The sequence below is a fragment of the Deinococcus aquaticus genome (assembly GCF_028622095.1).
Taxonomy (GTDB): Bacteria; Deinococcota; Deinococci; order Deinococcales; family Deinococcaceae; genus Deinococcus; species Deinococcus aquaticus.
In genome coordinates this window covers 717501-744277 of record NZ_CP115165.1, presented here as the reverse complement: position 1 = coordinate 744277, position 26777 = coordinate 717501, and the positions used below count along the sequence as shown (strand labels likewise).

Annotated in this window: 20 protein-coding genes (1 of these 20 only partly in view); 17 read left to right on the top strand and 3 right to left on the bottom strand. The window is 67.5% G+C overall.

Going from position 1 to position 26777, the window contains the following annotated elements; all coding sequences use genetic code 11:
- Positions 1 to 53: 53 nt before the first annotated feature.
- The 4 genes from M8445_RS03580 (at position 54) to M8445_RS03565 (ending at position 14540) form a co-directional block, all read left to right on the top strand.
- Positions 54 to 2846 (top strand): DUF11 domain-containing protein, encoded by a 2793-nt coding sequence (locus tag M8445_RS03580; protein ID WP_337961609.1) that lies wholly within the window; start codon positions 54 to 56, stop codon positions 2844 to 2846.
- 2 nt (positions 2847 to 2848) lie between these two features.
- A complete protein-coding gene (locus M8445_RS03575; RefSeq protein WP_273989742.1) occupies positions 2849 to 7624 on the top strand; it encodes a DUF11 domain-containing protein in 4776 nt (1591 codons plus the stop codon).
- 957 nt (positions 7625 to 8581) lie between these two features.
- Positions 8582 to 13495, top strand: coding sequence for a beta strand repeat-containing protein (locus M8445_RS03570; RefSeq protein ID WP_273989740.1), 4914 nt, complete (start codon positions 8582 to 8584; stop codon positions 13493 to 13495).
- A 94-nt stretch (positions 13496 to 13589) separates the two neighbouring features.
- A complete protein-coding gene (locus M8445_RS03565) occupies positions 13590 to 14540 on the top strand; it encodes a DMT family transporter (protein WP_273989739.1) in 951 nt (316 codons plus the stop codon).
- A gap of 28 nt (positions 14541 to 14568) precedes the next feature.
- On the opposite strand, the gene M8445_RS03560 is transcribed toward M8445_RS03565, so the two are convergent.
- Positions 14569 to 15048 (bottom strand): hypothetical protein, encoded by a 480-nt coding sequence (locus tag M8445_RS03560; protein WP_273989738.1) that lies wholly within the window; start codon positions 15046 to 15048, stop codon positions 14569 to 14571.
- A 133-nt stretch (positions 15049 to 15181) separates the two neighbouring features.
- Here M8445_RS03560 and M8445_RS03555 point away from each other — a divergent pair, with 133 nt between their 5' ends.
- From M8445_RS03555 to M8445_RS03525, 7 genes are all read left to right on the top strand, one after another.
- On the top strand, positions 15182 to 15826 hold the full coding sequence (locus tag M8445_RS03555; RefSeq protein ID WP_273989737.1) for a response regulator transcription factor: 645 nt from the start codon (positions 15182 to 15184) through the stop codon (positions 15824 to 15826).
- Positions 15823 to 16056: a hypothetical protein gene (locus tag M8445_RS03550; RefSeq protein WP_273989736.1), complete on the top strand. Its 234-nt coding sequence runs from the start codon at positions 15823 to 15825 to the stop codon at positions 16054 to 16056. Before M8445_RS03555 ends, M8445_RS03550 begins: the two co-directional genes overlap by 4 nt.
- A 1-nt stretch (position 16057) precedes the next feature.
- Positions 16058 to 16957: a serine hydrolase gene (locus tag M8445_RS03545; RefSeq protein WP_273989735.1), complete on the top strand. Its 900-nt coding sequence runs from the start codon at positions 16058 to 16060 to the stop codon at positions 16955 to 16957.
- A gap of 232 nt (positions 16958 to 17189) precedes the next feature.
- Complete coding sequence (locus M8445_RS03540; RefSeq protein WP_273989734.1) at positions 17190 to 18053, top strand: c-type cytochrome; 864 nt, start codon at positions 17190 to 17192, stop codon at positions 18051 to 18053.
- 56 nt (positions 18054 to 18109) lie between these two features.
- Positions 18110 to 18772, top strand: a complete 663-nt coding sequence (locus M8445_RS03535) for a Rieske (2Fe-2S) protein (protein ID WP_273989733.1) — start codon at positions 18110 to 18112, stop codon at positions 18770 to 18772.
- Positions 18769 to 20082 (top strand): cytochrome b, encoded by a 1314-nt coding sequence (locus tag M8445_RS03530; protein ID WP_273989731.1) that lies wholly within the window; start codon positions 18769 to 18771, stop codon positions 20080 to 20082. Before M8445_RS03535 ends, M8445_RS03530 begins: the two co-directional genes overlap by 4 nt.
- A gap of 131 nt (positions 20083 to 20213) precedes the next feature.
- On the top strand, positions 20214 to 20411 hold the full coding sequence (locus tag M8445_RS03525) for a hypothetical protein (protein ID WP_273989729.1): 198 nt from the start codon (positions 20214 to 20216) through the stop codon (positions 20409 to 20411).
- Positions 20412 to 20494: 83 nt separating this feature from the next.
- Here M8445_RS03525 and M8445_RS03520 read toward each other — a convergent pair whose 3' ends face one another.
- On the bottom strand, positions 20495 to 20746 hold the full coding sequence (locus M8445_RS03520) for a DdrH (protein WP_273989727.1): 252 nt from the start codon (positions 20744 to 20746) through the stop codon (positions 20495 to 20497).
- 137 nt (positions 20747 to 20883) lie between these two features.
- Between M8445_RS03520 and M8445_RS03515 the strand changes: the two genes are divergently transcribed.
- From M8445_RS03515 to M8445_RS03490, 6 genes are all read left to right on the top strand, one after another.
- A complete protein-coding gene (locus tag M8445_RS03515; RefSeq protein ID WP_273989724.1) occupies positions 20884 to 21306 on the top strand; it encodes a HesB/IscA family protein in 423 nt (140 codons plus the stop codon).
- Positions 21307 to 21540: 234 nt separating this feature from the next.
- Positions 21541 to 23298 carry a peptide ABC transporter substrate-binding protein gene (locus M8445_RS03510; protein WP_273989722.1) on the top strand — a complete coding sequence of 586 codons (1758 nt, stop codon included), beginning with the start codon at positions 21541 to 21543 and terminating at the stop codon, positions 23296 to 23298.
- Positions 23299 to 23400: 102 nt separating this feature from the next.
- Positions 23401 to 24396: an ABC transporter permease gene (locus M8445_RS03505; RefSeq protein WP_273989720.1), complete on the top strand. Its 996-nt coding sequence runs from the start codon at positions 23401 to 23403 to the stop codon at positions 24394 to 24396.
- 12 nt (positions 24397 to 24408) lie between these two features.
- The gene (locus tag M8445_RS03500) at positions 24409 to 25338 is read left to right on the top strand and encodes an ABC transporter permease (protein ID WP_273989717.1); all 930 of its coding nucleotides are present in this window, start codon (positions 24409 to 24411) and stop codon (positions 25336 to 25338) included.
- Positions 25339 to 25424: 86 nt separating this feature from the next.
- On the top strand, positions 25425 to 25943 hold the full coding sequence (gene ruvC, locus M8445_RS03495; protein ID WP_189066168.1) for a crossover junction endodeoxyribonuclease RuvC: 519 nt from the start codon (positions 25425 to 25427) through the stop codon (positions 25941 to 25943).
- A gap of 19 nt (positions 25944 to 25962) precedes the next feature.
- Positions 25963 to 26697, top strand: coding sequence for a PrsW family intramembrane metalloprotease (locus M8445_RS03490; RefSeq protein WP_273989715.1), 735 nt, complete (start codon positions 25963 to 25965; stop codon positions 26695 to 26697).
- 75 nt (positions 26698 to 26772) lie between these two features.
- Here M8445_RS03490 and moaD read toward each other — a convergent pair whose 3' ends face one another.
- Positions 26773 to 26777 carry the final stretch of a molybdopterin converting factor subunit 1 gene (moaD, locus tag M8445_RS03485; protein WP_273989713.1) on the bottom strand. It continues 730 nt past the right edge of the window, so 5 of the gene's 735 nt are visible here — the last part of the coding sequence; the start codon falls outside the window, past its right edge; the stop codon is at positions 26773 to 26775.

Here is a 26777-nt window from a genome sequence, read left to right as displayed (position 1 = left end):
GCCACCCTTTTTCCCCGCGCGCCCTGCCCGGCGCGCCCCGCAAGGAGACTCCCGTGACCCGCTTCCCCCTGACCCCCAATCTGATGCTGACTGGCCTGCTGATCCTGGCGGGTCAGGCTGGCGCCGCCCGCACCCCCGCCGGTACCGAGATCACCAACCAGGCGCAGGCGGAATTCATTCCTCCGACCTCGCCGGACCCGATCCGGGCGGTGTCGAACACCATCGTCACGGTCGTGCAGGCGGTGTGTTCGGTCAGTGTCACGCCGGACGGCACGGTGCCGCAGCCGGGGCAGTCGGCCACGCTGCTGCCCGGTGAGCAGGCGGTGTTCCAGTACACGGTCGTGAATACCGGGAACACCAGTGGGGACTTCCCGGTGCTGGCGCGCGGCGAGGCCGGCAGTACCATCAGCCCGGCGCTGCGTGTGATTCGTGACCTGAACGGCAACGGTCAGCCGGACACGAACGAGCCCGAGGTGAGCCGCGTGACCCTGGCTCCCGACGACAGCGCGGCCCTGCTGCTGGTCGTGAACACCAGTGACGCGCAGGGCGACGCGTACGTGAACCTGGTCGCCAGTTGCGTGGGTGGCGAGAATGCCGACAGCAACAACGTGAGCCGCGTGCAGGTCGGGCCGCCCCCGGTGCTGGGCGTGCAGAAGTCCTTCACGCCTGCGCTGGTGCGGCCCGGCAGCGAGACGACCGTGACGGTCACGACCAGTAACACCGGCCAGGGCGAGAGCCGCGAGGTGATCCTGACCGACCTGCTGGCCGAGCAGGCCGCGCAGGGCCTGACCTTCGTAACTGGCAGCGCCCGCACGAACACCGGCACGCTGGAGTACACCCAGGACGGCGTGACCTGGACGGCCCAGGAGGTCGCGCCGGTACGCGGCGTGCGCGTGCGTGCCGAACGCCTCGCTCCGGGCGCCGGCATCACCCTGACCTTCCGGATGCTGGCCGGTGCGTTTGCCGAGAATCAGGTCATTCCGAACACCGCGACCGCGCAGACCGGTGGCAAGAGCAGCAGCGGCAGCGCCAGCGCCGACGTGCGGTACCTGCCGGCCGTGGCGATCGGTCCGGTCGGCGTGCCCGAAGCGCCCGAGAATACGCCTGCCGACTCGCAGAGCCGCCCGTTCGCGGTGGTGGGGCAGCAGGTGTGCTTCGATCACACCGTCAAGAACACCGGGGACGTGCGCGACAACTTCCGCATTACCGTCACGTACCCGCAGGGCGCGGCCACCAGCGTGCTGTACGGCGAGAACGGGCAGCCGCTGGTGCAACCGCTGGTGCTGGACCCCGGCCAGACGGCGCTGGTCCGCATCTGCTACGACGCGCAGCAGGCCGGGCCGCTGGAATCCCTGATCACCGTCAACGGCGACCGGGGAACCAGCAACACCACGCACGACCTGGTCGGCGCTGTCGAGTCTGGCCTGCCGGAACTCACGAAGTCCTTTGAGGCCAGCACGCAGGGCAGCGCGGGGCAGACCGTGGTCATCCCGGCGGGCGGCACGGTCGCGCAGGGCGACACCATCACGTACACCCTGACGGTCCGGAACCCCTACGCGCGCCCCCTGACGAACGCGGTCGTGACCGACCCGATCCCCGCGCACGTGGACTTCATGGGCGCCAGTGACGGCGGCGCGGTCAGCGGTCAGCCGGGCTCGCAGGTAGTCCGCTGGAACCTGGGCACCCTGGCCCCCGGAGAGACCCGCCGCCTGACGGTCGTGACGCAGGTGTCGACCCGCGCGCAGGACGGCGAGGCCCTGAAGAACATCTTCAACCTCGTGACCACCGAACTGACCCAGCCGCTGCCCAGCAACGAGGTGCAGACCCCGGTCTGGACGGCGAAACTGCTGATCGAGAAGACCGTCAGCGCGCGGGAAGCCACCTACGGCGACCGCCTGACCTACACCCTGAAGATCACCAACGAGTCCACCACGACCGCCATCATCGACTCGGTCGTGACCGACACGCCCGCGCGCGGCCTGGAGTACATTCCCGGCACCAGTACCCTGGGCGGCAAGCTGCTGGCCGACCCGGCCATCGCGGCGGGTGTCCTCACCTGGAACGGCGGGACCATCCCGGCCGGCGGCTCGATCGTCATCACGTACCAGACCCGCGTGACGCCCGAAGCGACCGGCGACCTGATCAACACCGTGGAAGTCAGCGGCAAGGGGGCGGGCGGCGTGGCCCGCGCCATCGCCAGTAACCGCGCCACGGCCACCACCAAACTGAACCCCCTGAAGTTCGCGCCGATCGCGGACATCGTGGGCACCGTGTTCGTGGACCGCAACCGCAACGGCCTGTTCGATCCGCTGCTGGACACCCCCGTCGAGCGCGCCCGCGTGCTGCTGGCCGGCGGACGGCAGGTTGTGACAGATCCGAAAGGGCGTTACTCGTTCCCGAACGTTCCGACCGGCACGCACGCCCTGCGCCTGGATCCCAACACCACCCCGTACCCGCCGCTGAAAGTCCCCCAGGACGGCGCGCTGAGTGGCACGCAGACCGTGTTCGTGCGCGGCCTGACCAGCGTGGACTTCCCGCTGGCCCCGCTGGGCGGCGATATCAGCGCCCTGCGCCGCACCACCCTGACCGTGGGTGACGTGACGGTCGAGAAGGCCGTGTACGCCACCGAGGGCGGGTACGTGGTGACGCTGCGCGTCGTCACTCCCCGCGCCCTGGAAGGCGTGCAGTTGACCGACCCGCTGCCTACAGGTGCCGTTTTGAAAGAAGGTGGAAATACCTACGCGGGTACTCTCAGTGCAGGTGAGAGAAACTTCACCTACCGCTTTGACTGGACAGGCGAGCCACGGGCCGCCACCACCGATCCCGTCATCAGCTGGAGGTACTGAACGTGCAACCCGACTTCAAACGCTTCGCGACTGCCCTCTCGGCCCTCCTGGCCGTCAGTGTCGGCGCCAGCGCCCAGGAAATCAGCACCAGCCTGCCGCTCACCACGGTCGGTGACCGCCTCACCTGGTCGGTCGGGGATCAGGACCTCACGCTCAGCGTGCCGCTCGCCGGTCCCGTCCGCCTGGAGCTGTACAGCCCCCGCCTGGACCAGAGCGATTACCGCAGCGACACCTACTACGGCGACGAGCAGTACGACGCCAACCGTAGCGACGTCACAACCACCTTCACGCTGATCGGCGAGGACGGCGCCGCCGTTCTGACCCGCACGTTCACGCCCGGCGCGCACGAGTGGGAAACCCTGCTCGACCAGACCCTCCCGGCCGGCCGCTACCGCCTGAAGGCCGTCACGCAGGGCAACGGCAAGAACACGTTCGCCGTGCGCCTCGCCGGGATCAGCGCGTCGGTCAGCGCCGACCGCCTGAACGTGAACGTGCACTCGCAGGACTGGGTGCCCGCCGTGAACGTCAGCACCGACGGTCAGGCTCACGTGCTGCGCATGTACGACGGCGACGGCCCCCAGGAACTCCAGGCCCGCCTGCGCGACGGTCAGGGCAACGTCACGCCCCTGACCGTCAGCGCCGACCTGGGCTTCACGGACCTGAACCTGCCCGCGCAGGCCGGCAACTACACCGTGGAACTGCGCCAGCTGCCCACGGCCCGCCAGTTCAGTAACACCGTGGGCTTCAGCCTGACCCGCGCCGGGGTGCCCGAACCCATCATTATCAGCCGCGTCGACCAGACCGGGCTGCTGCGGGTCACGGCCGAACTGATCCTGCCCGGCGGCGCGCAGCCCACGTCGGCGGCCGCCATCGTCGGTACGACCCCCGTGACCGTGAACGGCCTGTTCACGCAGCGCGTCGCGCCCGGCCAGTACGCCGTGGTGCCCGACCCGGTCGCCGGCGCGGACGTCAGCGTGGATACCGGCCGCGTCACCGTTCCGAAAAACGGTGAGGGCGAGGCGCACATCCAGATCCGCCCGACCGTCGCCCTGAGCCTCAGCAGCGACAAGCTCGACGTCTGCGTGGGCGACACCGTTACCCTGATTGCCCGCGCCAGCACCGCCTACGCCGGCGACCTGCCACTGGACCTGAGCCTCGACACGGCTGGTCTGAACGTGCAGGGCCTGAACAACCTGCAGGGCACCCTGAGCGCCGCCCGCCCCGGCGAACTGCGCCTGACGGGCACCGCCGCCCAGAGCGGCCCGCTGACCGTCACGGCCCGCCTGTCCCCCTGGGGCCAGCAGCAGAGCGTCACCCTGAACGTCCGCCCGGACGTCACCACTCTGCAACTGAGCCGCGAGCCGCTGCCTGACGCGACTGTCGGCGACGAGGTCACGGTCACGCTGCGCGTCACGAACACCGGCACCCGCGCCGCGCCGTACCTGCTGGCCGACACGGTCCCCGCCGGTCTGGAAGCCCTGAGCAGCGCCCAGTTCAGCGGTACGCTGCAACCCGGCGAGACCCGCGAGCTGAGCTACCGCGCCCGCGTGACCGCCGCCGGACCGCAGACCTTCGAGGCGTACCTGCGCACCCCGGACTGCGCCGCCACCCAGACGGTCGGCGGCCAGCTGGCCGCGCAGCCTGTCCCGGTTGCCGCGCCCACCCCGGCCCCCGAGCAGCGCCGCGCCAGCACCGTCACCCTGCCCTTCGACGCGCCCCGGCAGGCGACTGAACTGGTCATCGCGCACAGCGTCCCGGCGGCCGCCACCCTGGTGCCCGGCAGCAGCCGCCTGGACGGGCAGCCCATCCCGGACCCCGTGCGCGGCCCCAGCGGCACGCTGTACTGGGTGCTGCCCGAACCCTCCAGCAGCCCCGCCACGGCCGGCGGCGCGGCCCTGCGCGGCGCGGTCACCTACGACCTCGCGCACGCCGGCCCGCTGCCCGAACTGCCCGCCCCGGCCCTGCTGGCCCGCTACCGTGGTGGCCGCAGCGAACCCCTCGAGGGCCGCGTGGATCAGGCGGACCTGGGGGCCGCGCGCAGCGTCACCGCCGCCGCCGCTCCCCTCACCGAGAGCCCGGGTGCCATCAAGTACCCCCTGGACGGCAGCCAGATCCGCATCCGCGACCGCATCAGCGTGGTCGTCGAGGTGCCCGCCACCCAGGACGCCAGCCTGCGCGTGAACGGCGCCGTCATGCCCGAAAGCAGCGTCGGCGAGGTCGTCAGCGACCCGGAACGCGGGACCCGCCGCGTCACGTACGTCGGCGTGCCCCTGCAACCCGGCCCGAACGCCCTGAACGTCGGCGCGGACCGCATTCAGGTGCAACTGGTCGGCGCGACCACCCGCGTCGAGGTCACGCCCAGCTTCATGACCGCCGACGGCAGCACCCCGCTGCGCGTGCACTTCCGCGCCCTGGACGCCCACGGCAACCTGACCACGCAGTCCAGCCTGACCGTGCGCAGCAACCTCGAAGTGCAGACGCCCGACCAGAACCCCACCGAGGCCGATTACCAGATCAACCTCGTGGACGGCGAGGGCGACCTGATCCTGCACCCTCAGGCCTCGCCCGCCATCCTGAAACTCGGCGTGCTGGTCGGTCAGGATGTCAAGGCGTATACCTTCGAAGTCAAACCCGACGGCAGCCGCGTGGGCGTCGGCGTGATCAGCGCCACCCTCGGCCTGGACGGCAACCTGAGCCTCGCCGACGACCTGACCTGGACGGCCCGCGCCTCCTACGAAACGCCCCTGGCCGGCGGGAAACTGTACGTCGCGGCCGACAAGGACGGCCTGCCCACCAACCGCGACACCCTGAAACGCTTCAGCGTGTACGGTGACAGCAGCACCGAGAGCGTACCCCTCCAGGGCATCGACCCCGTCGCCCTGAGCTACGACCACCCGTCCCTGCGCGCCGCGTACCGCCAGACCAGCCTGCCCATCGACGTGCTCCCGGTCGGCGAGCAACTGACCGCCCTGACCGTCAGCAGCAAGAGCAACCCCGAGGTGTCCGCCTTCGCCGCCCTGGTCCCCGAAGACCGCGTCAGCGACGAGCGCGTCACGCCCGAAGGCACCCGCCTGCTGCGCCTCGCCAACGGCGACATCGCCCCGGGCAGCGAAACCCTGGAAGTCCTGATCACCGAACGCGACACCGGCAAGGAACTGCGCCGCGTCACCCTGCAACGCAACGCGGATTACATCCTCGACCACCGCACCGGCATCATCACCCTGGCCCGCGCCCTGGACACCAGCGACGCGCAGCTGAACGACGTGACCGTCCTCGCCAGCTACCGCCTGAACAACCCCCTGGCCCAGCGCAAGGCCGCGTTCGGCGCGCAGGTCAAGTACACCGGCCAGAACTACACGGCCGGCGTGGCCGCCATCAGCCTCGACCAGACCGTCACGACCGGCGCGCGCGTCACGTACGACAACGGCACCACCCGCGCCGACGGCCTGCTCGCCTACGCCAGCGGCATCCAGGGCAGCGCCGACCTCAGCACCACCCTCGGGCGCAGCACCATCCAGGCCCGCGTGCGCTACCAGGACGGCCAGTACGACGGCCTCGCGCCCTTCAGCCCCGGCCTGACCACCAGCGCCAGCGTCGACAGCCGCCTGACCGGCAACCTCAGCAGCAGCCTGCAGGCCGAGTACCACAACACCCTGGGCACCACCGCTGCCGACACCAGCGGCGGCAGCGTCACCGGCCGCGCCGACTACCGCCTCGCGCCGTTCAGCGTCGGCGCCGGACTCAAGTACGCCTTCGGCGACCAGTACGGCATCGGAGCGGTCGTCAGCGCCGGCTACCACCAGAAACCCATCGACGTGGACGTGGTGCACACCCAGCCCCTCACCGGGAACCTCGACACGACCACCACCATCACCACCCGCTACGCCGTCACCGACAGCGTCAGCGTCGGCCTGACCGACCAGATCAACTGGAACAAGGGCCACACCGCCAGCCTGAACCTCGACAGCCGCCTGGGCAACACCAACTACCAGGTCGCGTACGACCTCCCCAACGCCGGCGGCCAGGGCAACCGCGCCCGCTTCGGCGTCAGCACCACCCTGCCCCTCACCGACCGCCTGACCGCCGGCCTGCGCGGCAGCGCCACCTACGACATCGGCACCGCCCAGACCAACCTGGGCGCCGGCGCGGACCTGCACTACGCCACCGACCGCATCAACGCCACCGCCGGCACCGACCTCACGTACACCACCAAAGGCTTCGGCGTCGTCCTGCGCACCGGCATCAGCGGCAGCCTCAGCGACCACCTCAGCCTCACCGCCGACGGCCTCATGGAATTCGGCGCCGGCAAGAACGGCCAGCGCGCCGCCCTCGGCTACGCCTACCGCAACCGCACCTTCAACTCCCTGGGCACCGTCCGCTACGTGAACGGAACCCTGGCCGGCAACCAGCCCGAACTGAGCAGCAACTTCGCCGCCGAGTACCGCCAGCCCACCTGGGCCGTCCGCGCCGGCCTGGACACCCGCGCCCTCCTGAACGACCCCGGCAGCTTCACCGCGCAGTTCGGCGCCAGCGGCACCTACTACGTCACCGACCGCATCGGCATCGGCGCCTGGGGCCGCGCCATCACCCAGCCCGCCAGCCAGAACACCCAGTACGGCTACGGCCTCGAAGCGTCCCTGCGCGCCCTGCCCGGCACCTGGATCACCGCCGGGTACAACCCCGCCGGATTCACCGGCATCGGCAACACCTACACCCGCCAGGGCGCCTACCTGCGCCTCGACCTGACCATCGACGAAACCCTCGGCCAGAACAAGTAACCCTTACCCGCCCAGTGGGGGAGAGCTGCGGACACCCCGCCGCCCTCCCCCCTTTTTCCTTCATGAGAACGCACTTTTCAACCCTGCTTGTAAGGCCACCGCAAGATCCGGAACGCGAAAATCTCACGAAATGACCCGCCCCCCACCCCACCCGGAAAGCGAGGACCACACATGACCGCACCCCCCAGATTCCTGCGTCACCTTCTACTGGTCGCAACCGCCATCTGCTCGACAGTGGCCGGCGCGTACCAGATCAACGGCACCTTCTCCGGACCGGGAGGTGTCAATAACGCCAACACAAGTGGACCTGTAAATGCTTCGTATGTATCTGGTTTAACCATCACTGCCGCATCGTCTAACATTAATAATTCTGTATTTGTAGGAACGCCAACAGCAATCGACGCTGTTCGGCTGAACTCAATTGGTTCACCGTCGGCTGCGTTCTATTCCCCGAATAACTTGGATGTAGCTGCGACGCCAGCTCTTTTTTACAGGGTAGTTGGCACTGGATGCACGGTGGGTTCTGGAAGCGGAAATATCTGTAATCAGGGAACGTTGACGATAAATTTCAGTAGACCAGTCACCAATCCAATCATGCACATCGCTGGCTTCGGAGGCTTGAGCAGTTTAGGTACGGAGGGTGCCACGTACGATAACCGTTCACAAGCGATCTTCAACATCGCTACCAGCGGAGTAACTTTCTCCGCTCTCGGTAATCCGAATAACCTCAGCGTTGGCACAACCCGACTGACAGCCAACTCCACGGACACAGCAACGAGCTGTGTGGCGACGACAAACAACCGTGGGACGACCGCAGGATGCGGAACTGTCAGGATCAACGGAACGTTCAGTCAGCTTGTGTTCAACATGCAGCTCAACCAGAGGCGAATTTTCGGTTCTGATACGAATCTGGCTGATGATCCTAACATTCCCGATGCCGTTTCGCTTGCGTTCACCGTGAACGAGGACTTCGGGGACGCCCCGACTAGCTACGACTCGGCTGTCGCCGCGAGTCATGTGGTGGGCGACCTGAAGCTGGGCGCCACGATTGACGCCGAGAACCCTGATACCCTGAACGGTGGGACGGCCGTCGCGTCCAGCCCCAACGCCGTTACGGCTGGGACAGACAACAACGGCACGAACGGCGACGGAGCCGACGAGGACGCCATCACGACGTTCCCTGCATTGACGACCGCCGACAACGCCTACAGCCTGACCGTGCCGATCAGCGGGGCCAGCGCTGCCGGTCAGGTATGCGGCTGGGTGGACTACAACCGAAACGGGGTTTTCGACACTGGCGAGCGGGCCTGTGCCACCTTCGCGGCCGGTGCCACCAGCGTGGTCCTGAACTGGACTGGACTGACCGGCCTGACCACCGGAACGAACTACGTGCGTCTGCGTGCCAGTTACAACACGGCAGGCGTGGAGGACCCCACTGGTCGCCTGGACAGCGGTGAGGTCGAGGATTACCGCCTGACGATCACTGCCCCGACCTTCAACGTCAGCAAGTCCTTCGCGCCCACCACCGTTTCTGCGGGGGGCGTGACGGCCCTGAACATCACGGTCGCCAACCCGTACCCGTTCGCCACGAGCGCTCTGGCTGTCACGGACAACATCGCGGCCACCATGGGCCTGAGCCTGCCGCTGCCGCTGCGGGTCACGGCTAACACCTGCGGAGGCACTATTGTCACGGGGACTGGCAACACGGCCATGACGACGGGTGCCAACGCCACCGAAAGTAACGACGGTGCCATCCGCCTCACGGGCGGCAGCATCCCCGCGAACCGGTCGTGCAGCGTGACCGTGAACGTCACGATCGTGAACGCGGGCGCCACCACCCGCACGAACACCATTCCCGCCGCGAACGTGACCGGCACCGTGAACGCCCAGGCCGCCACGGGCGCCGCCCCCGCCACGGCCACCCTGACCACGACCGCCAGCACGGCGGGCGCACCGTTCACCTGCGACGCGCGCTTCTACCAGCTGCGCCAGAATACGGCCACGCTGCTGTCGAACCTGTACCTGCTGGACCGCAACAACCTCGCCTCGGGCGGCACGGCCCAGTGGAGCACTGGCTTCGGCCCCGGCCTGAACGCCCTGGCGTTCAACAAGGCCGACGGGTACTTCTACGCCGTGAACATCACGCCCTTCACCACCGGCAACCCTTTCCGTCTGTACCGCCTGGGTAGCAGCGGCGCAGTCGAGGTCGGCACCGCGAACCTGGGAATTCCGGCCGGATCCACCATCGCGGCCGCGACCATCGACGCCAGCGGCACCATGTACATCAAGAAACTCACGAACGACGCCGTGATCTACAAGTACAACATCGGCACGGGCGCGACCAGCACCCTCACCATCAACGGCGGGACGGGCATCAACATCTTCGATCTGGCGTTCAACCCCGTGGACAGCCTCCTGTACGGTGTCGTCACGCCGGGCGGCGTGTACCGCATCGACGCTTCCACGGGCGCCACCACCCTGCTGGGCAGCCCGGCGGCAGGCGCGGGTGACTTCTCGAACTACATCGGTAGCGCGTTCTTCGACGTCAGCGGCACCCTGTATGCGTACCAGAACGGCGGCACGTACGGCACCATCAGCACGACCACCGGGGCCTTCACGACCCTGGCGACCGGAGCCGTGGCCGCTCAGTCCGACGGGGCGTCCTGCGTATTCCCGGATAACCGGATCGACGCCGTGAAGTCCGTGGGGACCGTGACCGCGAACAGCGCCCTGGTGTTCGACGTGCCGTACACCGTGACCGTCAAGAACACCGGGACGGTCAGCAACCCGAACGTGCAACTCACCGAGGACCTGACCCGCGTCTTCACGACCGGCACCCCCACCCTGAGCATCGTGGCCAGCCCGACCGTCACGAGCGGCGCGGTCACGGTCAACAGCAGCTTCAACGGCACCACGAACACCGCACTGCTGACCGGCGCGAACACCATGGCGGCCGGGGCCAGCGCCACCGTGACCTTCACGGTGCGCGTCACGTACCCCGACCAGGCGAGCGTGCCCGCCAGCGGCAGCGTCCTGAACAACACCGTGTACGCCAGTACGACCGGCAGCGCCCCCAACCCCGGCTACACCTTTGTGGGCGGCACGGCGATTCCCCCGGTGGACCTGCTGGCCAACGACACCTCGACCAACGGCAGCACCCCGCCCGCCACGGCGAACGGCGACATGCAGTCGCCCACGCCCGTCACGCTTCCTGACGTGGCTGATCTGGCGATCGACAAGAGCGGCCCGGCCGCAGTCGGCAGTGGCGGCAGCGTCACGTACACCATTCGCGTGTGGAACAACGGACCCCGCTCCGTGACCGGGGCGAGCGTGACGGACGCGCTGCCCGCCGGGTTCACGGTGACGGCCCTGACCTGCGCCGCGACCGGCACCGCCACCTGCGGTACTCAGACTTTCACGGCCAGCAGCGTGACCGTCACGACCGGCACGCTGACCCTGGATACGAACACAGCGAACGCCACGCCGGACGGCAACTTCCTGACCTACACCCTGACCGGCACCGCGCCTGCCAGCGGCACCCTGAGCAACACGGCCAGCGTCACCGTACCTGCCGGCGCAGCCGATCCCACGCCCGCGAACAACACCAGCGCCGCCGCCGTCACGCAGATCGTGGACGCTGTGAACGACGCGAACGTGAACGTCACGTTCGGTACGGGCGCGACCTTCCCGGTTCTGGCGAACGACAAGGTCGGCGCGGCCACCGCGACCACGGGCAACGTGGCGGTCACGATCACCAACGCGGGCGGCCTGACAGGCCTGAGCGTGAACGGAAACGGTGAACTGGTCCTGGCGGCGTCCCTGACGAACCTGCCCGGCACGTACACCGTGACCTACCAGATCTGCTCGACCACGACAACCACGGCCTGCGACACGGCCACGCAGACGATCACGGTCACGCCCGCCGCTGCCGACCTGGGTATCGTGAAATCACAGCGCCTGGGGACCACCGGGACCTTCCAGACCACGGCGTTGAGCGTGACGCAGGGTTCGACTGTGCAGTACCAGATCGTCGTGACCAACAGCGGCCCGAGCGCCGTGACGAACGCGACCTTCACGGACGCCGTCCCTGCCAACCTGACGGGCCTGAGCGTCGTGAGCGCTGCGGGGACCGGCACGACCTGCACGGCGACCTTCACGGGCAGCACCCTGAACGGTTCGTTCAGTGGGTCGACCGGGCAGACCTGCACGGTGACCATTCAGGGCACGGCCACCACGACCGGAACGTTCACGAACACCGCCACGGTGACGGCTCCGTCCGGCATCACGGACGCGACCACCGGCAACAACTCCTCCAGCGTGAACACCACCGTCACGCCTGCCGCCGACCTGGCCATCGATAAGAGCGGCCCGCTCGCGGTCGGCAGTGGCGGCGTCGTCACGTACACCATCCGTGTGTGGAACAACGGCCCCAGCAGCGTGACGGGTGCCAGTATCACGGACACACTGCCGGCCGGGTTCACGGTCACAGCCCTGACCTGTGCGGCGACCGGCACGGCCGCCTGCGGCACGCAGGCCTTCCCGGGCAACGTCGTGACCGTCACGACCGGCACCCTCACCCTGGATACGAACACAGCGAACGCCACCCCAGACGGCAACTTCCTGACGTACACCCTGACCGGCACTGCGTCCGCCAGCGGCACTCTGAGCAACACGGCCAGCGTCACGGCGCCCGCCGGCACCACTGACCCCACGCCCGCCAACAACACCAGCGGCGCCGTCACGACCCGCGTCATCGACGCCGTGATCGATCCGGCCGTCAACTTCGGCTTCGGCGCGGGCGGAACCGTGACCGTGCTGGGCAACGACACGGTGGGCGGCGCGGTTGCCACCACCACCAACGCCACCGTCACCGTCCAGAACAACGGTGGCATCACCGGCCTGACCGTGAACGCCGGGGGCCAGCTGGTCGTGCCTGCCGGAACGCCCGCCGGCACGTACACCGTCACGTACCAGCTGTGCGACGCGGTGGTCACGGCCGCCTGCGACACGGCGACCGTGCAGGTCACTGTGAACGCCGCCGTCACCAGCGACCTCGCGGTCAGCAAGACTGGCCCGGCCTTCGCGCAGCCCGGCGGGACCGTCACGTACACCATCCGCGCCTGGAACAACGGCACCAGCGCCAGCAGCGCCACCGTGACCGACACCGTACCCGCCGACCTGACCGGCGTGAGCTGGACCTGCGCCGGAACGGGCGGCGCGACCTGCGCGGCCTCCAGCGGTACCGGCAACAACGTGAGTGTCGGGGCGACCCTGCCCGTCGATACCGGCGCGGCGACCACGGCCGACACGGCCTTCGTGACCGTCACCGTGACGGCCACGGCCCCGTCGACAGCCACCCTGAGCAGCACTCCGGCGGCCCGCACGATCACGAACACCGCGTCCGTCAGCGGCCCCAACACCGATCCCACGCCCGCGAACAACTCGGCGAGCGCCGTGACGAACATGGTGTACGGCAAGCTGACCAAAGAGGTGCGGAACGTCACGACGAACACCGCGTTCGGCACGTCCGGCGGCGGCCTGCCCGGCGAGATTCTGGAGTACTGCATCGCCTTCGAGAACCTGGGCGGCGCGGCCCTGCCGAACTTCGTGGTCGTGGATCACGTGCCCGGTAACACGAACGCCCTGACCACCGCCTACGATGCGGATGAACCCACCACGGCGACCGGCTTCGGCGTGAAGCTCACGCGCAGCGCGCTCACCTCGTACCTCAGCAGCAGCGCCGCTGACACTGACGGCGGCAGCCTGACCACCACGGGTGGCACGTTCACGCGCGGCACCATGACGGTGTCGCTGGGCACCCTGGCGCCCGGCGAGTCTGGCCGCACCTGCTTCCAGACCACCATCCGCTGATCGGTTCATAGCTGACCGGTTCCTCATCGGCTTCACTGGACAGGCTCCCCCGCGCGGGGGGCCTGTTCTGCTGACGGGCTCTACAATCGCGGGCATGTCGGTTCAGGCGCGTGGTGTGATTCTTCTGGTTCTGGTGACGTGCCTGTGGGGCAGCACCTTCGCGGTCGTGAAGACCCTGGGCGAGCTGCTGCCCCCGCCGGTCCTGATCGCGTGGCGGTTCCTGATCGCGTCGGTGGCGCTGCTGCCGCTGCTGCTGATCCGCTGGCCTGCCCGGACGCTGGCGGACCGGCCGGCCGCTCCGGGCGCGTGGTGGCAGCGGGGTTCGCTGTGGCGGGACGGCGCGGTGCTGGGCGCGTGGCTGATCGCCGGGTACGGCACGCAGACCATCGCGCTGCAGACCACCACCGCGAACCGGGCGGCGTTCTTCACGGCGCTCAGTGTGGTGCTGGTGCCGGTGTGGTTGGTGTTCGCGCAGCGTCGCCGCATGCCCGCGCTGCTGTGGACGGCGCTGCCGCTGGCGGTGCTGGGGCTGGGCCTGCTGTCCTGGGAGGGCGGCACGCTGGTCGCCGGGGACGTCTGGGCGCTGGCCTGCGCGGTCACGTACGCGGGGTTCATCGTGACGCTGGAACGCATGGCGCACCGGCACGCGGCCCTGCCGTTCACGCTGATGCAGGTGCTGAGCGTCACGGCCCTGGCGTGGGTGTGGGCGCTGGTGGCCGCGCCGGGTTCGTTGTGGCCCCCGGCGGGCGCGTGGGCACCGCTGCTGTACCTGGGCGTGATCGCCACGGCCGCCACGACGCTGATGCAGACGGTCGGGCAGCGCACGGTCAGTGCCGCCAGCGCCAGCCTGATCTACGCGCTGGAGCCGGTCACGGCCACGCTGTTCAGCTTCCTGCTGATCGGAGAACAGGTGGGTCTGCGCGGCGCGCTGGGGGGGCTGCTGGTGGTCGCGGCGACCGTCCTGAGCCAGCGGGCCGGAGGCGACCCGCCGCCCGAACCGCACGCGGAAGCGTCCACGGAAACGCCCGCCGTGCAGGTGCAGTAGCGGGCGGACGGAGCTGCGGGGGCTGGCTTCAGCGGGTCTGGTCAGGAATCAGCAGGGTTTTCAGGGCGGGGCCGCCGCTCCAGACGCCGCGCAGGCTGCCCTGCAACGCCGAGTCGCGCACGCCCCTGTACACGGCGTCCGGCAGGCTGGCCGACGGGTAGGTGGCGCGCGCGCCGCTGGCGTCCACGCGCACGTCCATCGGGAAGCCCAGGGCCAGCGTGGAGATCAGCAAGCCGCCCAGCAGGAACCCACCCAGAGCGCCCACGCCCAGGTGCCAGGGTTGTTCCAGTGGCGCGGGAATCAGGCGGCCGATGGCGGCGGCCGTCCCGACGCCCAGCAGCGCGGCAATAATCAGCGCGGCGGGCGCCCCGGCGGCCAGGGAGTTCGCCAGGAAGCACACGGCAATGCCGCCCACACCCCAGGCCAGTCCGGCGAGTCCGCGCCGGGCACCAAGCGCAGTCAGGACGGCCCAGAGGGTCACGAGCAGGGCATCGAACCAGGTGATCACGCCGGTCAGTCTAGCGGGTCGGGACTTACAGGTTTCTGCATCTGTGCGCGCCGCCTGCGGGCGGGTGGGTCGGCCGGGGGACTTGGGGGGCTGCGCTGCGTTCATGCGGGGCCGGGTGGCCTACACTGCGGGCATGATTCGCGTGTTGCTCGTGGACGATCACGCGCTGTTCCGTCAGGGACTGCGCAGCCTGCTGGAATCCGAGGGGATGCGCGTCATCGGTGAGGCCGCCAACGGACGGGAGGCGATCCGCTACGCGGCCGATACGCACCCGGACGTCATCCTGATGGACATTCAGATGCCGGAGCTCGATGGGGTCAAGGCCACCCAGAGCATCCTGGAAATCGACCCGGCGGCGCGGGTGATCATGATCACCATGTACCGCCAGGACCGGTACGTGTTCGAGGCCGTCAAGGCCGGAGCGCGCGGTTACGTGCTCAAGGACGCCGACGCGACTACCCTGCTCGACGTGATCCGTCGGGTCGCGGGGGGCGAGGCGCTGCTGGACGCCGACATGGCCCAGAACGTTCTGGACGACTTCCGCGACAAGCGCGAGGAGTTGCCCAGCGAGAAGCACGCCGACCTGAATGAGCGCGAGACCATGATCCTGAAACTGCTGGCACAGGGCTTCTCGAACCAGGACATCGCGCTGCGCCTCGACATCAGCGAGAAGACGGTCCGCAACCGCCTCAGCGAGATCTTCACGAAGCTGCAACTGAACAACCGCACGCAGGCGGCGCTGTACGCCATCCGCGAGGGAATCGCGAACCTCGAATGAGCCGCCGCGCGAAGGTGGCCGCGCCCGTGACCTTCCGCGCCGGGTGCGACCGCCAGTGGGTGATCGAGAGCGCCGAGCCGGACCTCGCGTACACCGATCAGGCGTTCCCGGAGTGCCCGGAGTGCCCGCACCGCGTGGAACCGGACGGCGGGCCTCCCTTCTGCACGCTGCGCCCGGTGGGCACGGCGCACCCGTTCGCGTCGCTGGCCGGGCTGATCCTTCCGGACTGACATGACGCGGGGGAGGGGAGAGCAGGACGAAGCTCAGGCTCTGGCTGGCTTCGAGGCCCGTCTGCGTGACGCCGGGTTCGCTGGAACGGTGGGCCTGTGGGTGGGGACGCTGGACGGTCAGCCCGTCGCGGTTCTGAACGAGGACCGGGTGTTCCCGGCTGCCAGTACCATCAAGGTGCCACTGCTGGTCATGGCGCTTCAGGCCGCGCAGCGCGGCGACCTGAGCCTGGACGGGCGCGTGACCCTGCGCGCCGAGGACCGGGTGCCAGGTGCGGGCGTGCTTCACGAACTGGGCGCGGGCCTCGCCCTCAGCTGGCAGGACGTGCTGACCCTGATGATCATTGTCAGCGACAACACCGCCACCAATCTGGTGATCGAACAGCTGGGCGTGGACGACGTGAACGACTGGCTGACCGAACAGCGCCTGGGCAGCACGCGGCTGGTTGGGAAGTTGCAACTGCCGCCCGGTCAGCGCAACGAGGCCCAGCGGCGCGGCGAGCGCAACGCCACGACCGCCCGGGATCAGGCGGCCCTGCTGCGGCGGCTCGTGACGGGCGAGCTGCTGGACGCCGCGCACACGGCGCTGGCCCTGGGCATTCTGGAACGCCAGCAGTACCGCGACCTGATCGGGCGGGGCGTACCGGCCGACGCGACTGGAACGCCGCTGTACCGGGTGGCCAGCAAGAGCGGTGAACTGACTGGCGTGCACCATGACGTGGGCGTGGTCTTCACGCCGCGCCCGCTGGTGGTGGCCCTTCTGACAGAAGGTGGGCGCGACCTGCGCGAACATCCGGATAACCGCGACGTTGTGGCCCTGGCCCCGGCGCTGTGGGCCTTGCTGTCCGCGTCCGGCAGGGTGCCGGATTCCACCGGGGAAAGCCGGATTCAGGGGGACATTTAACCGCTCGGTAAGGTGCAACATGAAGGGTGCCTGAGTCCTCCGGAAAGCTCTTTGACAGCCGGCCCGCCAGCACGTCAAGTAGCCGTTTGAATATCACTTCAAAACGCGACTGGGAGCGCATTCGGGGCGTGCTATGCTGACCCGTAACAGGTCTTGAGAGAAGGCCGAGAAGGGGTTCCAGCCGCCACGTGGCGGGGAAGTACAGGCCACTTCACGCTGAGGGAGAGGGAACGTGGAAAGAAACGACGCTGTCATGCCCTGGGTCGCCATCGTGAGCGCGGCCATCATGTGGATCATCCTGCTGTTCCTGTTCAACAAGGAAACGGCGCCTGAACCCGTGGTGATCGACCCTGCGGTCGTGGCGAACATCAGTAAGGAATACCCGACGCTCGGGAAGACTCTCTTTGAACAGACCGCCGGGTGCGCCGGCTGTCACGGCCTGCAGGGCCAGGGTGGCGTGGGCCCCAAACTGACTGGTGACACGAAGATCCTCACGGATCCGGTGTATGTGCACACCATCATCACCAAGGGCAAGGGCGGCATGCCGGCCTTCCCGCAGCTCAAGGACAACGAGGTCTACGCGGTCGCCAACTACGTCCTGAACTCCTGGGGCAACAAGCCCGATGAACTGCTGACGCCCGCCCTGGTGGCCGAAGGCCAGACCAAGGTCGACCCGGCCGTCCTGAAAAACCGCAGCCGCTTCGTTCCTGAAGACCTCAAACTGCCCGAGATCTTCCTGGGCACCTTCATCCTGGTGCTGCTCACCTACGGCCTGATCGGCCTGTACAGCGTCTGGGCCGAAGGTCTGGAACTGCACCCCGGCATTCACAAGGTCCGCTCTACCCCCCTGGCCACCCTGGGCATCCTGACGACCCTGGGCCTGAGCATCCTGTTCAGCGTTCTGTTCGTGCGCCAGATGGTCACGGATTACGCCGGGTGGGGCGCCAAGGAACCGGTCATGCCCAACGTGACCGCCGAGGGCTTCTACGCCGCCATGATCCTGCTGCTGCTCGCCGCGAGCATCGGCCTGTACAAGAAATACTTCATGGACGGCGAGGTGCTGGTCGAGGACACCAGCGGCGAATTCCCCTGGTAAGCGGCCCCCGGCTGCTCACCGCCCCAGCCAAGAGGCTTGGCCGAGAGGTTTGAATCATGACCCGTTACAAGAAACAGGACCCCGAGATCACACGCCGGAAATTCATCAACGTCGCCATGGGCACCACTGCCGCCGTCGGCACGGTCAGCCTCGTCAGCGCGCTGGGGACCGCCAACCCCGTCTTCCGCCTGACTCCCGACAAGGCCCCGCCCGTCAAGGGGGACGTGCTCGTCCACGCCTCGGAAAGCAAGGAAGGCGAGCTCATCAAGGTCAGTGACCTCAGCGAGCAGCTGGTGCGCGCCTGGCCCATGGGCAAGGATAAGGACGGCAACAAAGTCATCCGCAAGGGCGACCCGAACAACATCCTGGCCCTGTACCGCTTCCCCAAGGGTCAGATCGTGGAGCCCACCAAACTGGACGTCACCGTCGACGGCGAGATCGTCGCCTACAGCGACATCTGCACCCACGCCGGCTGCTCTGTGGCCGACAGCGACCAGGGCGACGGCATGAAATGCCCCTGCCACTCCGGTCAGTACGACCCCAAACGGGGCTGCAAGGTTATTGGCGGCCCGCCTCCCCGCCCGCTGGCGCAGCTGCCCATCAAGCTCGAAGGAGATCAGCTGGTCGTGACGGACTTCTTCGCCAGCATGCCCTACCCGTTCCTCAGTGAAACTGAGTGGGAAAAATTCAAGAAGGAAGTGGAGGAGCAGCTCGCATGAACCAGTGGCTTGACGACCGTCTGCACATCTCGCGCCTGAACGACAAGTTCCTGCGCAAAGCCTTCCCGGTGCATCACTCCTTCTTCCTGGGAGAGATCACGCTGTTCAGCCTGATCGTGCTGATCATCACCGGCATCCTGCTGGCCCTGGCGTACGAACCCAGCAACTCGCTGGTCGTGAACACCTTCGATCCGGGCACGGCCACCAAGCCCAACCTGGTGCCCGCTGCCTACCACTCTGCATTGAAGATCAACGCCATGCCCTTCGGGGACATGCTGCGCCGCACCCACCACTGGATGGCGAACATCATGGTCGCGGCCGCCGTGATTCACATGATGCGCATCTACTTCACGGGCGCGTTCAAGAAACCCCGTGAAATCAACTGGTGGATCGGGATGCTGCTGCTGATCTTCTCGGCGCTGACCGCCGTGACCGGCTACATCCTCCCCTACGACAACTACGCCTATAACACCGTCAAGGTCGTGTACGCCATCACCGCGTCCATTCCCTGGGTGGGCGACTGGGTCGCGCAGGCCGCCTTCGCCGGCAAGTTCCCTGGCGCCGGGATCATCCCGCGCATCTACGGCTACCACATCATGCTGCTGCCCGGCATTCTGCTGGCCCTGACCGGCGCGCACATGCTGATCATGATCAAGCAGAAGCACACGCAGCCGCAGTACGCCAAGCGCCTCGCGTACAAGAAGATCGTGGGCGTGCCCCTGATCACCCAGCAGACGCCCATCATGCTGGTGCTGGCCCTGCTGTTCACCGGTCTGGTCATGCTGTTCGCGGCCTTCGTGCCGGTCCACCCGGTCGAGTTCTTCGGCCCGCCCAGCACCACGCCCATCAACAACATCAAACCCGACTGGTACCTGCTGTGGGTGTTCGGCGCCCTGGCCATCATCCCCAGCTTCGAATGGCACCTGTTCGGCGGCCTGATCGGCGCTGAGTTCGTGGGTGCGCTGGTGCTGCCCGGCATCGTCATGGCCCTGATGTTTGCCGTGCCCATGCTGGACCGTACCACCGAGAACCAGTACTACGCCGAGAACCCCACCAACCACCCGGTCAGGCTGGCCGCCGGTGTCGCGTTCTTCGCCATGATGATCGTCATGTCGGTCGCCGGGTACAAACCCGAACTGATCAGCTCGGGCCTCCTGACCACCGGGAACGCCAACACCATCCTGTGGATCCTGACCCTCCTCGTGCCGGCCGTGTCGTACTTCGCCGTGATCGGCATCGTGCGCGGCATCCGCGCCCTGCGTGAAGCGGACGAGCGCGAAAGCCTCGCACACGCCCACGCCGACGACTGAATCAGACCGCACTCCTGCTCCCTCCGCCCTGGCCTACGCCGGGCGGAGGTTTTTGATGAGGCGGGTCCGGTGAGAGGAGCCTGCTGATACGGGCGGTGCATGAGCCCCGGCTCCGTGCTTGAATGGGCCGCATGGATGAACTGGCCCTCCACCTGAGCCTGCGCGCCCGTCAGCTGGGGCTGGCCGACCTGCCGCCCGCCGACGCCCCCGCCGAGACCCTGGCAGAACTGGCCCGCGACACCCTGCACGAACTGATCGCGCGCGGACTGCTGCCTGACCCGGACCCGCAGCCGGGTTGCTGGAGTGCCCCCAGGTCCGGACTGCACTGAACAGGAGCGGGGTGACGGCATGAAGAACGCCGCCCCGATCAGGAGGCGGCGTGAAGCGTGAACGCGTTGATTCCCGGCTGGTATCAGGCCTGCACGCGGGGCGTGCTGGGAATGTTCGCGGCGGGCGTGTCGCCCTGGCGGGTTCCGGCGGCGTACCCGACCTGAGCGCCGAACTGCCAGGCCAGTTTGACCATGAACTGAATGGCGTCTTCGTCGTTCGAACTGATCAGGGTCCGCAGGTGTTCCGGCAGTCCGTCCGGAAGGGGCATGGTGCGGAGCTGCTCGCCGTACTCGCTGCGGAGCTGCTCGAACCACTCGGCATACGGGTTCGTCATGACTTCATCTTAACAGTAGGGCGCTCAAGGAATGTAAGCCGCGCAGCAGGCACGGCCTCCTGGGCAGGTCACGGGGGCGGAACCCAATTTGCTTTCCAGGCACTTTTTTATTGCCTGAATGGTAGTACGCTTCACGCATGACCGCGACCACCACCCCCGAACAGTCCGGCGGCGTTCCCGCCCGTGAAATCAGCATCAGCGAATTTGGCGCGCAGAGGGCCCAGGGCATCCTCGCCAACAGCGGCAAGGAGAACGCCGGGGTGCGCGTGTTCATCAAGAGCGGTGGCTGCAGCGGCTACCAGTACGGCATGGCCATCGACGACCGCGAACTCGAAGGTGACCTGATCGTCGTGGACCGCGGTGTGAAACTGCTGGTCGACCGCATGAGCCTGCCCCTGCTGCGCGGCAGTGAAGTGGATTTCGTCGAGAACATGATGGGCGGCGGCTTCACGGTGAACAACCCCAACGCCACGTCCGCCTGCGGCTGCGGCTCCTCCTTCCGTACCGATAGCGCGCAGTCCCCGGACGGCGAAGGCAGTGGCGGCTGCTCCAGCCACTAACCCCCTGCACCGCCCCACTGCCCCGAGCTTCCTGAAGTTCAGGCGACCCGAACCCTTTACTGGTTCGGGTCGTTTGCCTGTAGGCGGCCGGTCGGGGGTGGTGCGGCGGGCGGGCAGCCGCCTTAACGCAACGGTAGTAACCTCTCTTGACTCAGCCTTAATGCGCCTTATACTGACGCTCATCATTCAAGGAAAGGGGCAGCACCATCAGCCCAGTGTTCAGGGAGGCCAGTTATGAAGAAGACCTTTGCCCTTACCGTATTTCTGCTCGGCGCCGCGCTCGCCGGGCCTGCGAACAACAGCCTCGTGGTTGGGACCTCGCAGGAGCCACCGAACATCTACGATCCCTGGAACACCAACAACCTCGCCATCACCAGCGAGATCAACGGGTACATGGGCGCCGGCCTGATCGGTCTGGACGATAACGGCGAGGCTTACGCCGACATCGCCACCCGTGTGCCCAGCATCGCCAACGGCGACTACAAGATCGTCAAGGACGCCAAGGGCGACGTGATCCGCAACAGCGTCACGTACTCCATCCGCAAGGACGCCAAGTGGAGCGACGGCACGCCCATCAAGATCGCCGACTTCCAGTTCTGGCTGAAACTGGAGAACGACGACCGCGTGCCCGTACCCGACCGTGAACCCTGGAACCGCGCCAAGATCACGTCCACCGACGCCGACACCTTCACCATCACCTACGAGCCGCCGTACCTGTTCGCGGACCAGACCAGCCCCGGCCTGGCCCCCAGTCACGTCATGAGCGCCGCCTGGAACGCCTTCGACGCCAAGACCAAGAACGAGAAGGACGCCAAGGTCACCAACGAGGAGTGGAAGAAGTTCATCTCCGCGTACACCACCGCCCGCAACCTGCCCAAGGTCGTGGCCGGGCCCTTCAAGCCCACCGCGTGGCGCAGCGGGAACAGCCTGACCCTGACCCGCAACACCAACTACTGGGGCCAGCCAAAGGACCTCGACAACTACGTCAAGACGGTCACGTACCGCTTCATCCCGAACACCAACACCCTGAAAGTCAACATCCTGTCCGGCCAGCTTGACGCTGTCGGCACCGTGGGCCTGACCTTCGACCAGGGCGTGGACCTGGCCCGCAGCGAACGCGGGAAGTACAAGACCTACTTCGTGCCCGGCGCCGTCTGGGAGCACATCGACATCAACACCCGCGGCCAGCGTTCCAAGGACCTGGACCTCGACGATCCCCGCATGCGTCAGGCGCTGCTGTACGCCATCGACCGTGACGCCCTGACCAAGGCGCTGTTCCAGAGCCGTCAGGCCGTCTCGAACAGCTGGATCGGGCCGATCAGCAAGCTGTACAAGAAAGACGTCAACGACTACAACTACAGCCAGTCCAAGGCCAAGGCGCTGTTCACGGCGCTCGGCTGGACCCCCGGCAGCGACGGCATCCTGCAGAAGGGCGGCAAGAAACTCACCCTGAACTTCTCCACGACCGCCGGCAACACCACCCGCGAGCGCGTGCAGCAGATCCTGCAATCCCAGTGGAAGGCCGTGGGCGTGCAGGTCAACATTCAGAACTACCCCTCCAGCGTGATCTTCGGGCCGGACTTCCTGAGCAAGGGCGAGACCGGCAAGTGGGACATGGCCATGTACGCCTGGTCCAACAACCCCATCTTCGAGGAAGGCAACCTGTTCAAGTCGTCCGGTATTCCCACCGCCGCGAACGGCTACTCGGGACAGAACAACCCCGGCTGGAACAACGCCGAGTTCAGCAAGCTGCAGATTCAGGCCAAGACTGAATTCAACCAGGCCGACCGCATCAAGCTGTTCGACCGGATGCAGACCATCTGGAACGCCGAGGTGCCCTCGCTGCCGCTGTACTTCCGCGTGAATACCTACACCAAGGTTCCAGGACTCGTGAACTACACCTTCAGCGCCTACACGCAGTACCCCAGCTGGAACGCTGCCAACATCGGCTGGGCCAGCAAGGGCGCTGTCGAGGAGTACAAGCAGAAGTAAACGCCAGCGGGCGGGGCCACCGCGCGTGGACCGCCCGGTACCTGGCGCGGGAGGGAAGGCACACACGCTTTCCCTCCCGCGCCGTTTTTCAGGAGTTCGAACATGGGAACCTACGCACTACGACGAGTGATTCAGATGATTCCGCTGCTGCTGGTGATCAGCCTCGTGATTTTCGGCCTGACCGCCCTGCAACCCGGCGACCCGGTCGATCAGCTGGTGTTCGGCAACAGTAACATCACCCCCGAGGACATTGCCCGCCTGCGCGCCGCGTACGGCCTGGACCAGCCCTGGATCACCCGCTACTTCTTCTGGTTGCAGCAGGCCGTGACCGGGAACTTCGGGTACTCGCAGGACTTCGGGATTCCCGCGCTGGAGTACATCTTCCAGAACCGCCTGCCGAACACGCTGCTTCTGACCGTGCCCGCCCTGGTGATCAGCACCCTGATCGCCGTGCCGCTGGGCATTTTCAGCGCGGTGCGGCAGTACTCGGTGCTGGATTACCTGCTGACCTTCTTCGCGTTCGTGGCGGTCAGCGCCCCGGTGTTCTGGGTGGGTGCGCTGGCCCTGTACTTCTTCGCGATTTCCCTGCCGCAACTCACGGGCGGGCTGCTGTCCCTGCCGCCCGGCGGTCTGGGCGGCGACGTGCCCCCGGAAGCCGGGTGGCTGGCCGTGACGCTGGATAAACTGAAGTACCTGCTGCTGCCGCTGATGGTCCTGATGCTGCGCGAGATCGCCGTGACCATGCGGTTCATGCGCGCCAACATGCTCGAAACGCTCACGCAGGACTACGTGCGCACCGCGCGCGCCAAGGGACTGGCGGACCGCCGGGTGCTGTACAAGCACGCGCTGCGTAACGCCGTGACCCCCATCGTGACGATCATGGGCCTGAGCATTCCGGGGCTGTTCGGCGGGGCCGTCATCACCGAGACCGTGTTCTCCTGGCCGGGCATGGGCAAGGCCATCCTGGACGCGCTGGTCACCAAGGACTTCAACGTGGTCATGGTCTGCCTGATGATGCTGGCCATACTGACCGTGGTGTTCCAGCTGCTGACCGACCTCGCCTACGCCCTCGTCGATCCCCGGATCCGGTACTCCTAAAGGACGGCTGCCATGACCACCGCTGTAACCACCCCGGCCGCCCGGCCCGCCAAGAGCCGCTCGACCATGCAGATCGCCCTGCGCCGACTGCGCCGCCACAAGGCTGCCATGATCAGCCTGATCGTCATCGTCGCGCTGATCCTGATGGCCATCTTCGCGTCGCTGATCGCTCCGTACGACCCGAACACCCAGGACCTGGAAGGCATCTACTCGCCGCCCAGTTCGCAGCACCTGCTGGGGCAGGACAGCCTGGGCCGCGACATGCTGTCCCGCATCATCTACGGCAGCCGAGTCAGCCTGATCGTGGGCTTCACCGTCGCCATCTTCAGCGTCGGCCTGGGCACCGTCATGGGCCTGCTGTCCGGCTTTCTGGGCGGGCTGGTAGATACGGTCATCAGCCGCTTTATCGAACTGATGCTGTCCATCCCGGAGTTGCCGCTGCTGCTGACCCTCAGCGCCCTGCTGCTCGCCAGTGACGCCCCGGCCATCGTGGCACTGCGCCAGACGCCGAACGCCAGCGTGTTCATCATCATCGGGATCTTCACGTTCTTCGGCTGGATGGGCACCGCCCGCCTCGTGCGCGGCGAGGTCCTGAAACTCAAGAACCTGGAGTACGTGGACGCTGCCCGCGCGCTCGGGGCCCGCAACGCCCGCATCATGTTCCGTCACCTCGTGCCGAACGTGGTGGCCGTGATCATCGTGAACGGCACCCTGGCTGTGGGCGGCGCGATCCTGGGCGAGGCGGCCCTGTCGTTCCTGGGCTTCGGCATCCAGCCGCCGGTCAGCACCTGGGGCAACATGCTCTCCAACGCCAATGAGGTCGTGCTGGAGCACCCTTACCTAGCGTTCTGGCCCGGACTGGCGATCCTGATCACCGTGCTGTCCTTCAACTTCCTGGGGGACGGTCTGCGCGACGCCTTCGACCCCAAGAGCCGCCTGTAACGCCTGTTTTACCCGTGTGCTTCCGGCCCCCGCACTGGCGGGGGTTTTTTCCGGTCGGAGCGTGCCGCATCGCGTATCCTGGGGGGGTGATCGTTCTTGGTATTGACCCCGGACTCGCCAACCTCGGCCTGGGGCTGGTGGAAGGAGATGTCCGCAAGGCCCGGCACCTGCACCACGTGTGCCTGACCACCGAGAGCGCCTGGATCATGCCGCGCCGCCTGCAGTACCTGCACGCCGAGGTCAGCCGCCTGATCGCGGAGTACCAGCCGGACGCGGTGGCCATCGAGGATCAGATTCTGCGCCGGCAGGCGGACGTGGCCTTCAAGGTCGGGCAGGCGTTCGGGGTGGTGCAGCTGGCCTGCGCGCAGGCGGGCGTGCCGGTCCACAGTTACGGCCCCATGCAGGTCAAGCAGTCGCTGGTCGGAACGGGCCGCGCCGACAAGGAGCAGGTGATCTACATGGTCAAGGCCAGCCTGGGCATCCGCGAACTGTTCAATAACCACGCCGCCGACGCCCTGGCCCTGGCCCTGACGCACCTGGCGAGTGCGTCCATGCAGACCCGCACGGCGCAGGCCCGCACTGCCGGACTCGTCCGGTCCCGCTGAAGGATTCCGGGAGCGCTGCTTGACCCTCTCGCTGCTGCTGTCGCTGCTGCTGTCGCTGCTGGTGTCCGTGGCTGTCACGTTCGCGTGGTTGTGGTTCTTCGTGCGGCGCGACCGGCACCCGGAGCCGCTGTGGTTGCTGGCCCGCACCTTCGCGTGGGGCATGTTCGCGTGGCTGATCGCGGCGGCGCTGGAAGCCAGCCTGGGCCGCATGCTGTCGTCCACTGTGCCGCTGGCCGTCCTGACCGTGGTGATCCTGACCGCCCTGATCGAGGAGGGGTTCAAGTTCGTGGCCGCCACGACCGCCATCACGGAACTGGCCTTCGACGAACCGATGGACGGACTGGTGTACGCCGTGACGGCCGCGCTGGGCTTCGCACTCATGGAGAACCTGACCTACACCCTGGGCTTCGGCAGTGGGGCCGGCGCGTGGCATTCCCTGCTGGCGACCCTGGCGCACGCGCTGTTCAGCGCACCGCAGGGCTACGCGCTGGGTGGCCTGCACTGGCAGCGGGGCCGGGCCTGGGTGGTGCAGGGACTGCTGCTCAGCGTGGTGCTGCACACGGTCTTCAACAGTCTGCTGGGCAGCGGCGGCGGCTGGGGTCACCTCAGCGCCCTGATGGGCATTACCGCCGCGATGGTCCTGCTGGCCAGCCGCTACTACCGGGCTTTCGAGGCGTACGCCCGTCAGTCCGGACCGTCCGCCTACTTCCTGCAGGAGCAGGCCCGCAGCGCCCAGTCCCGCCCCCGACCGTAAGCAGGAAATGAGGAAGGCGGCGAACGGTTGATTCGTTCGCCGCCTCCCTGTGGCCTTCCTGTGGCCTCCTTGTGGTTACA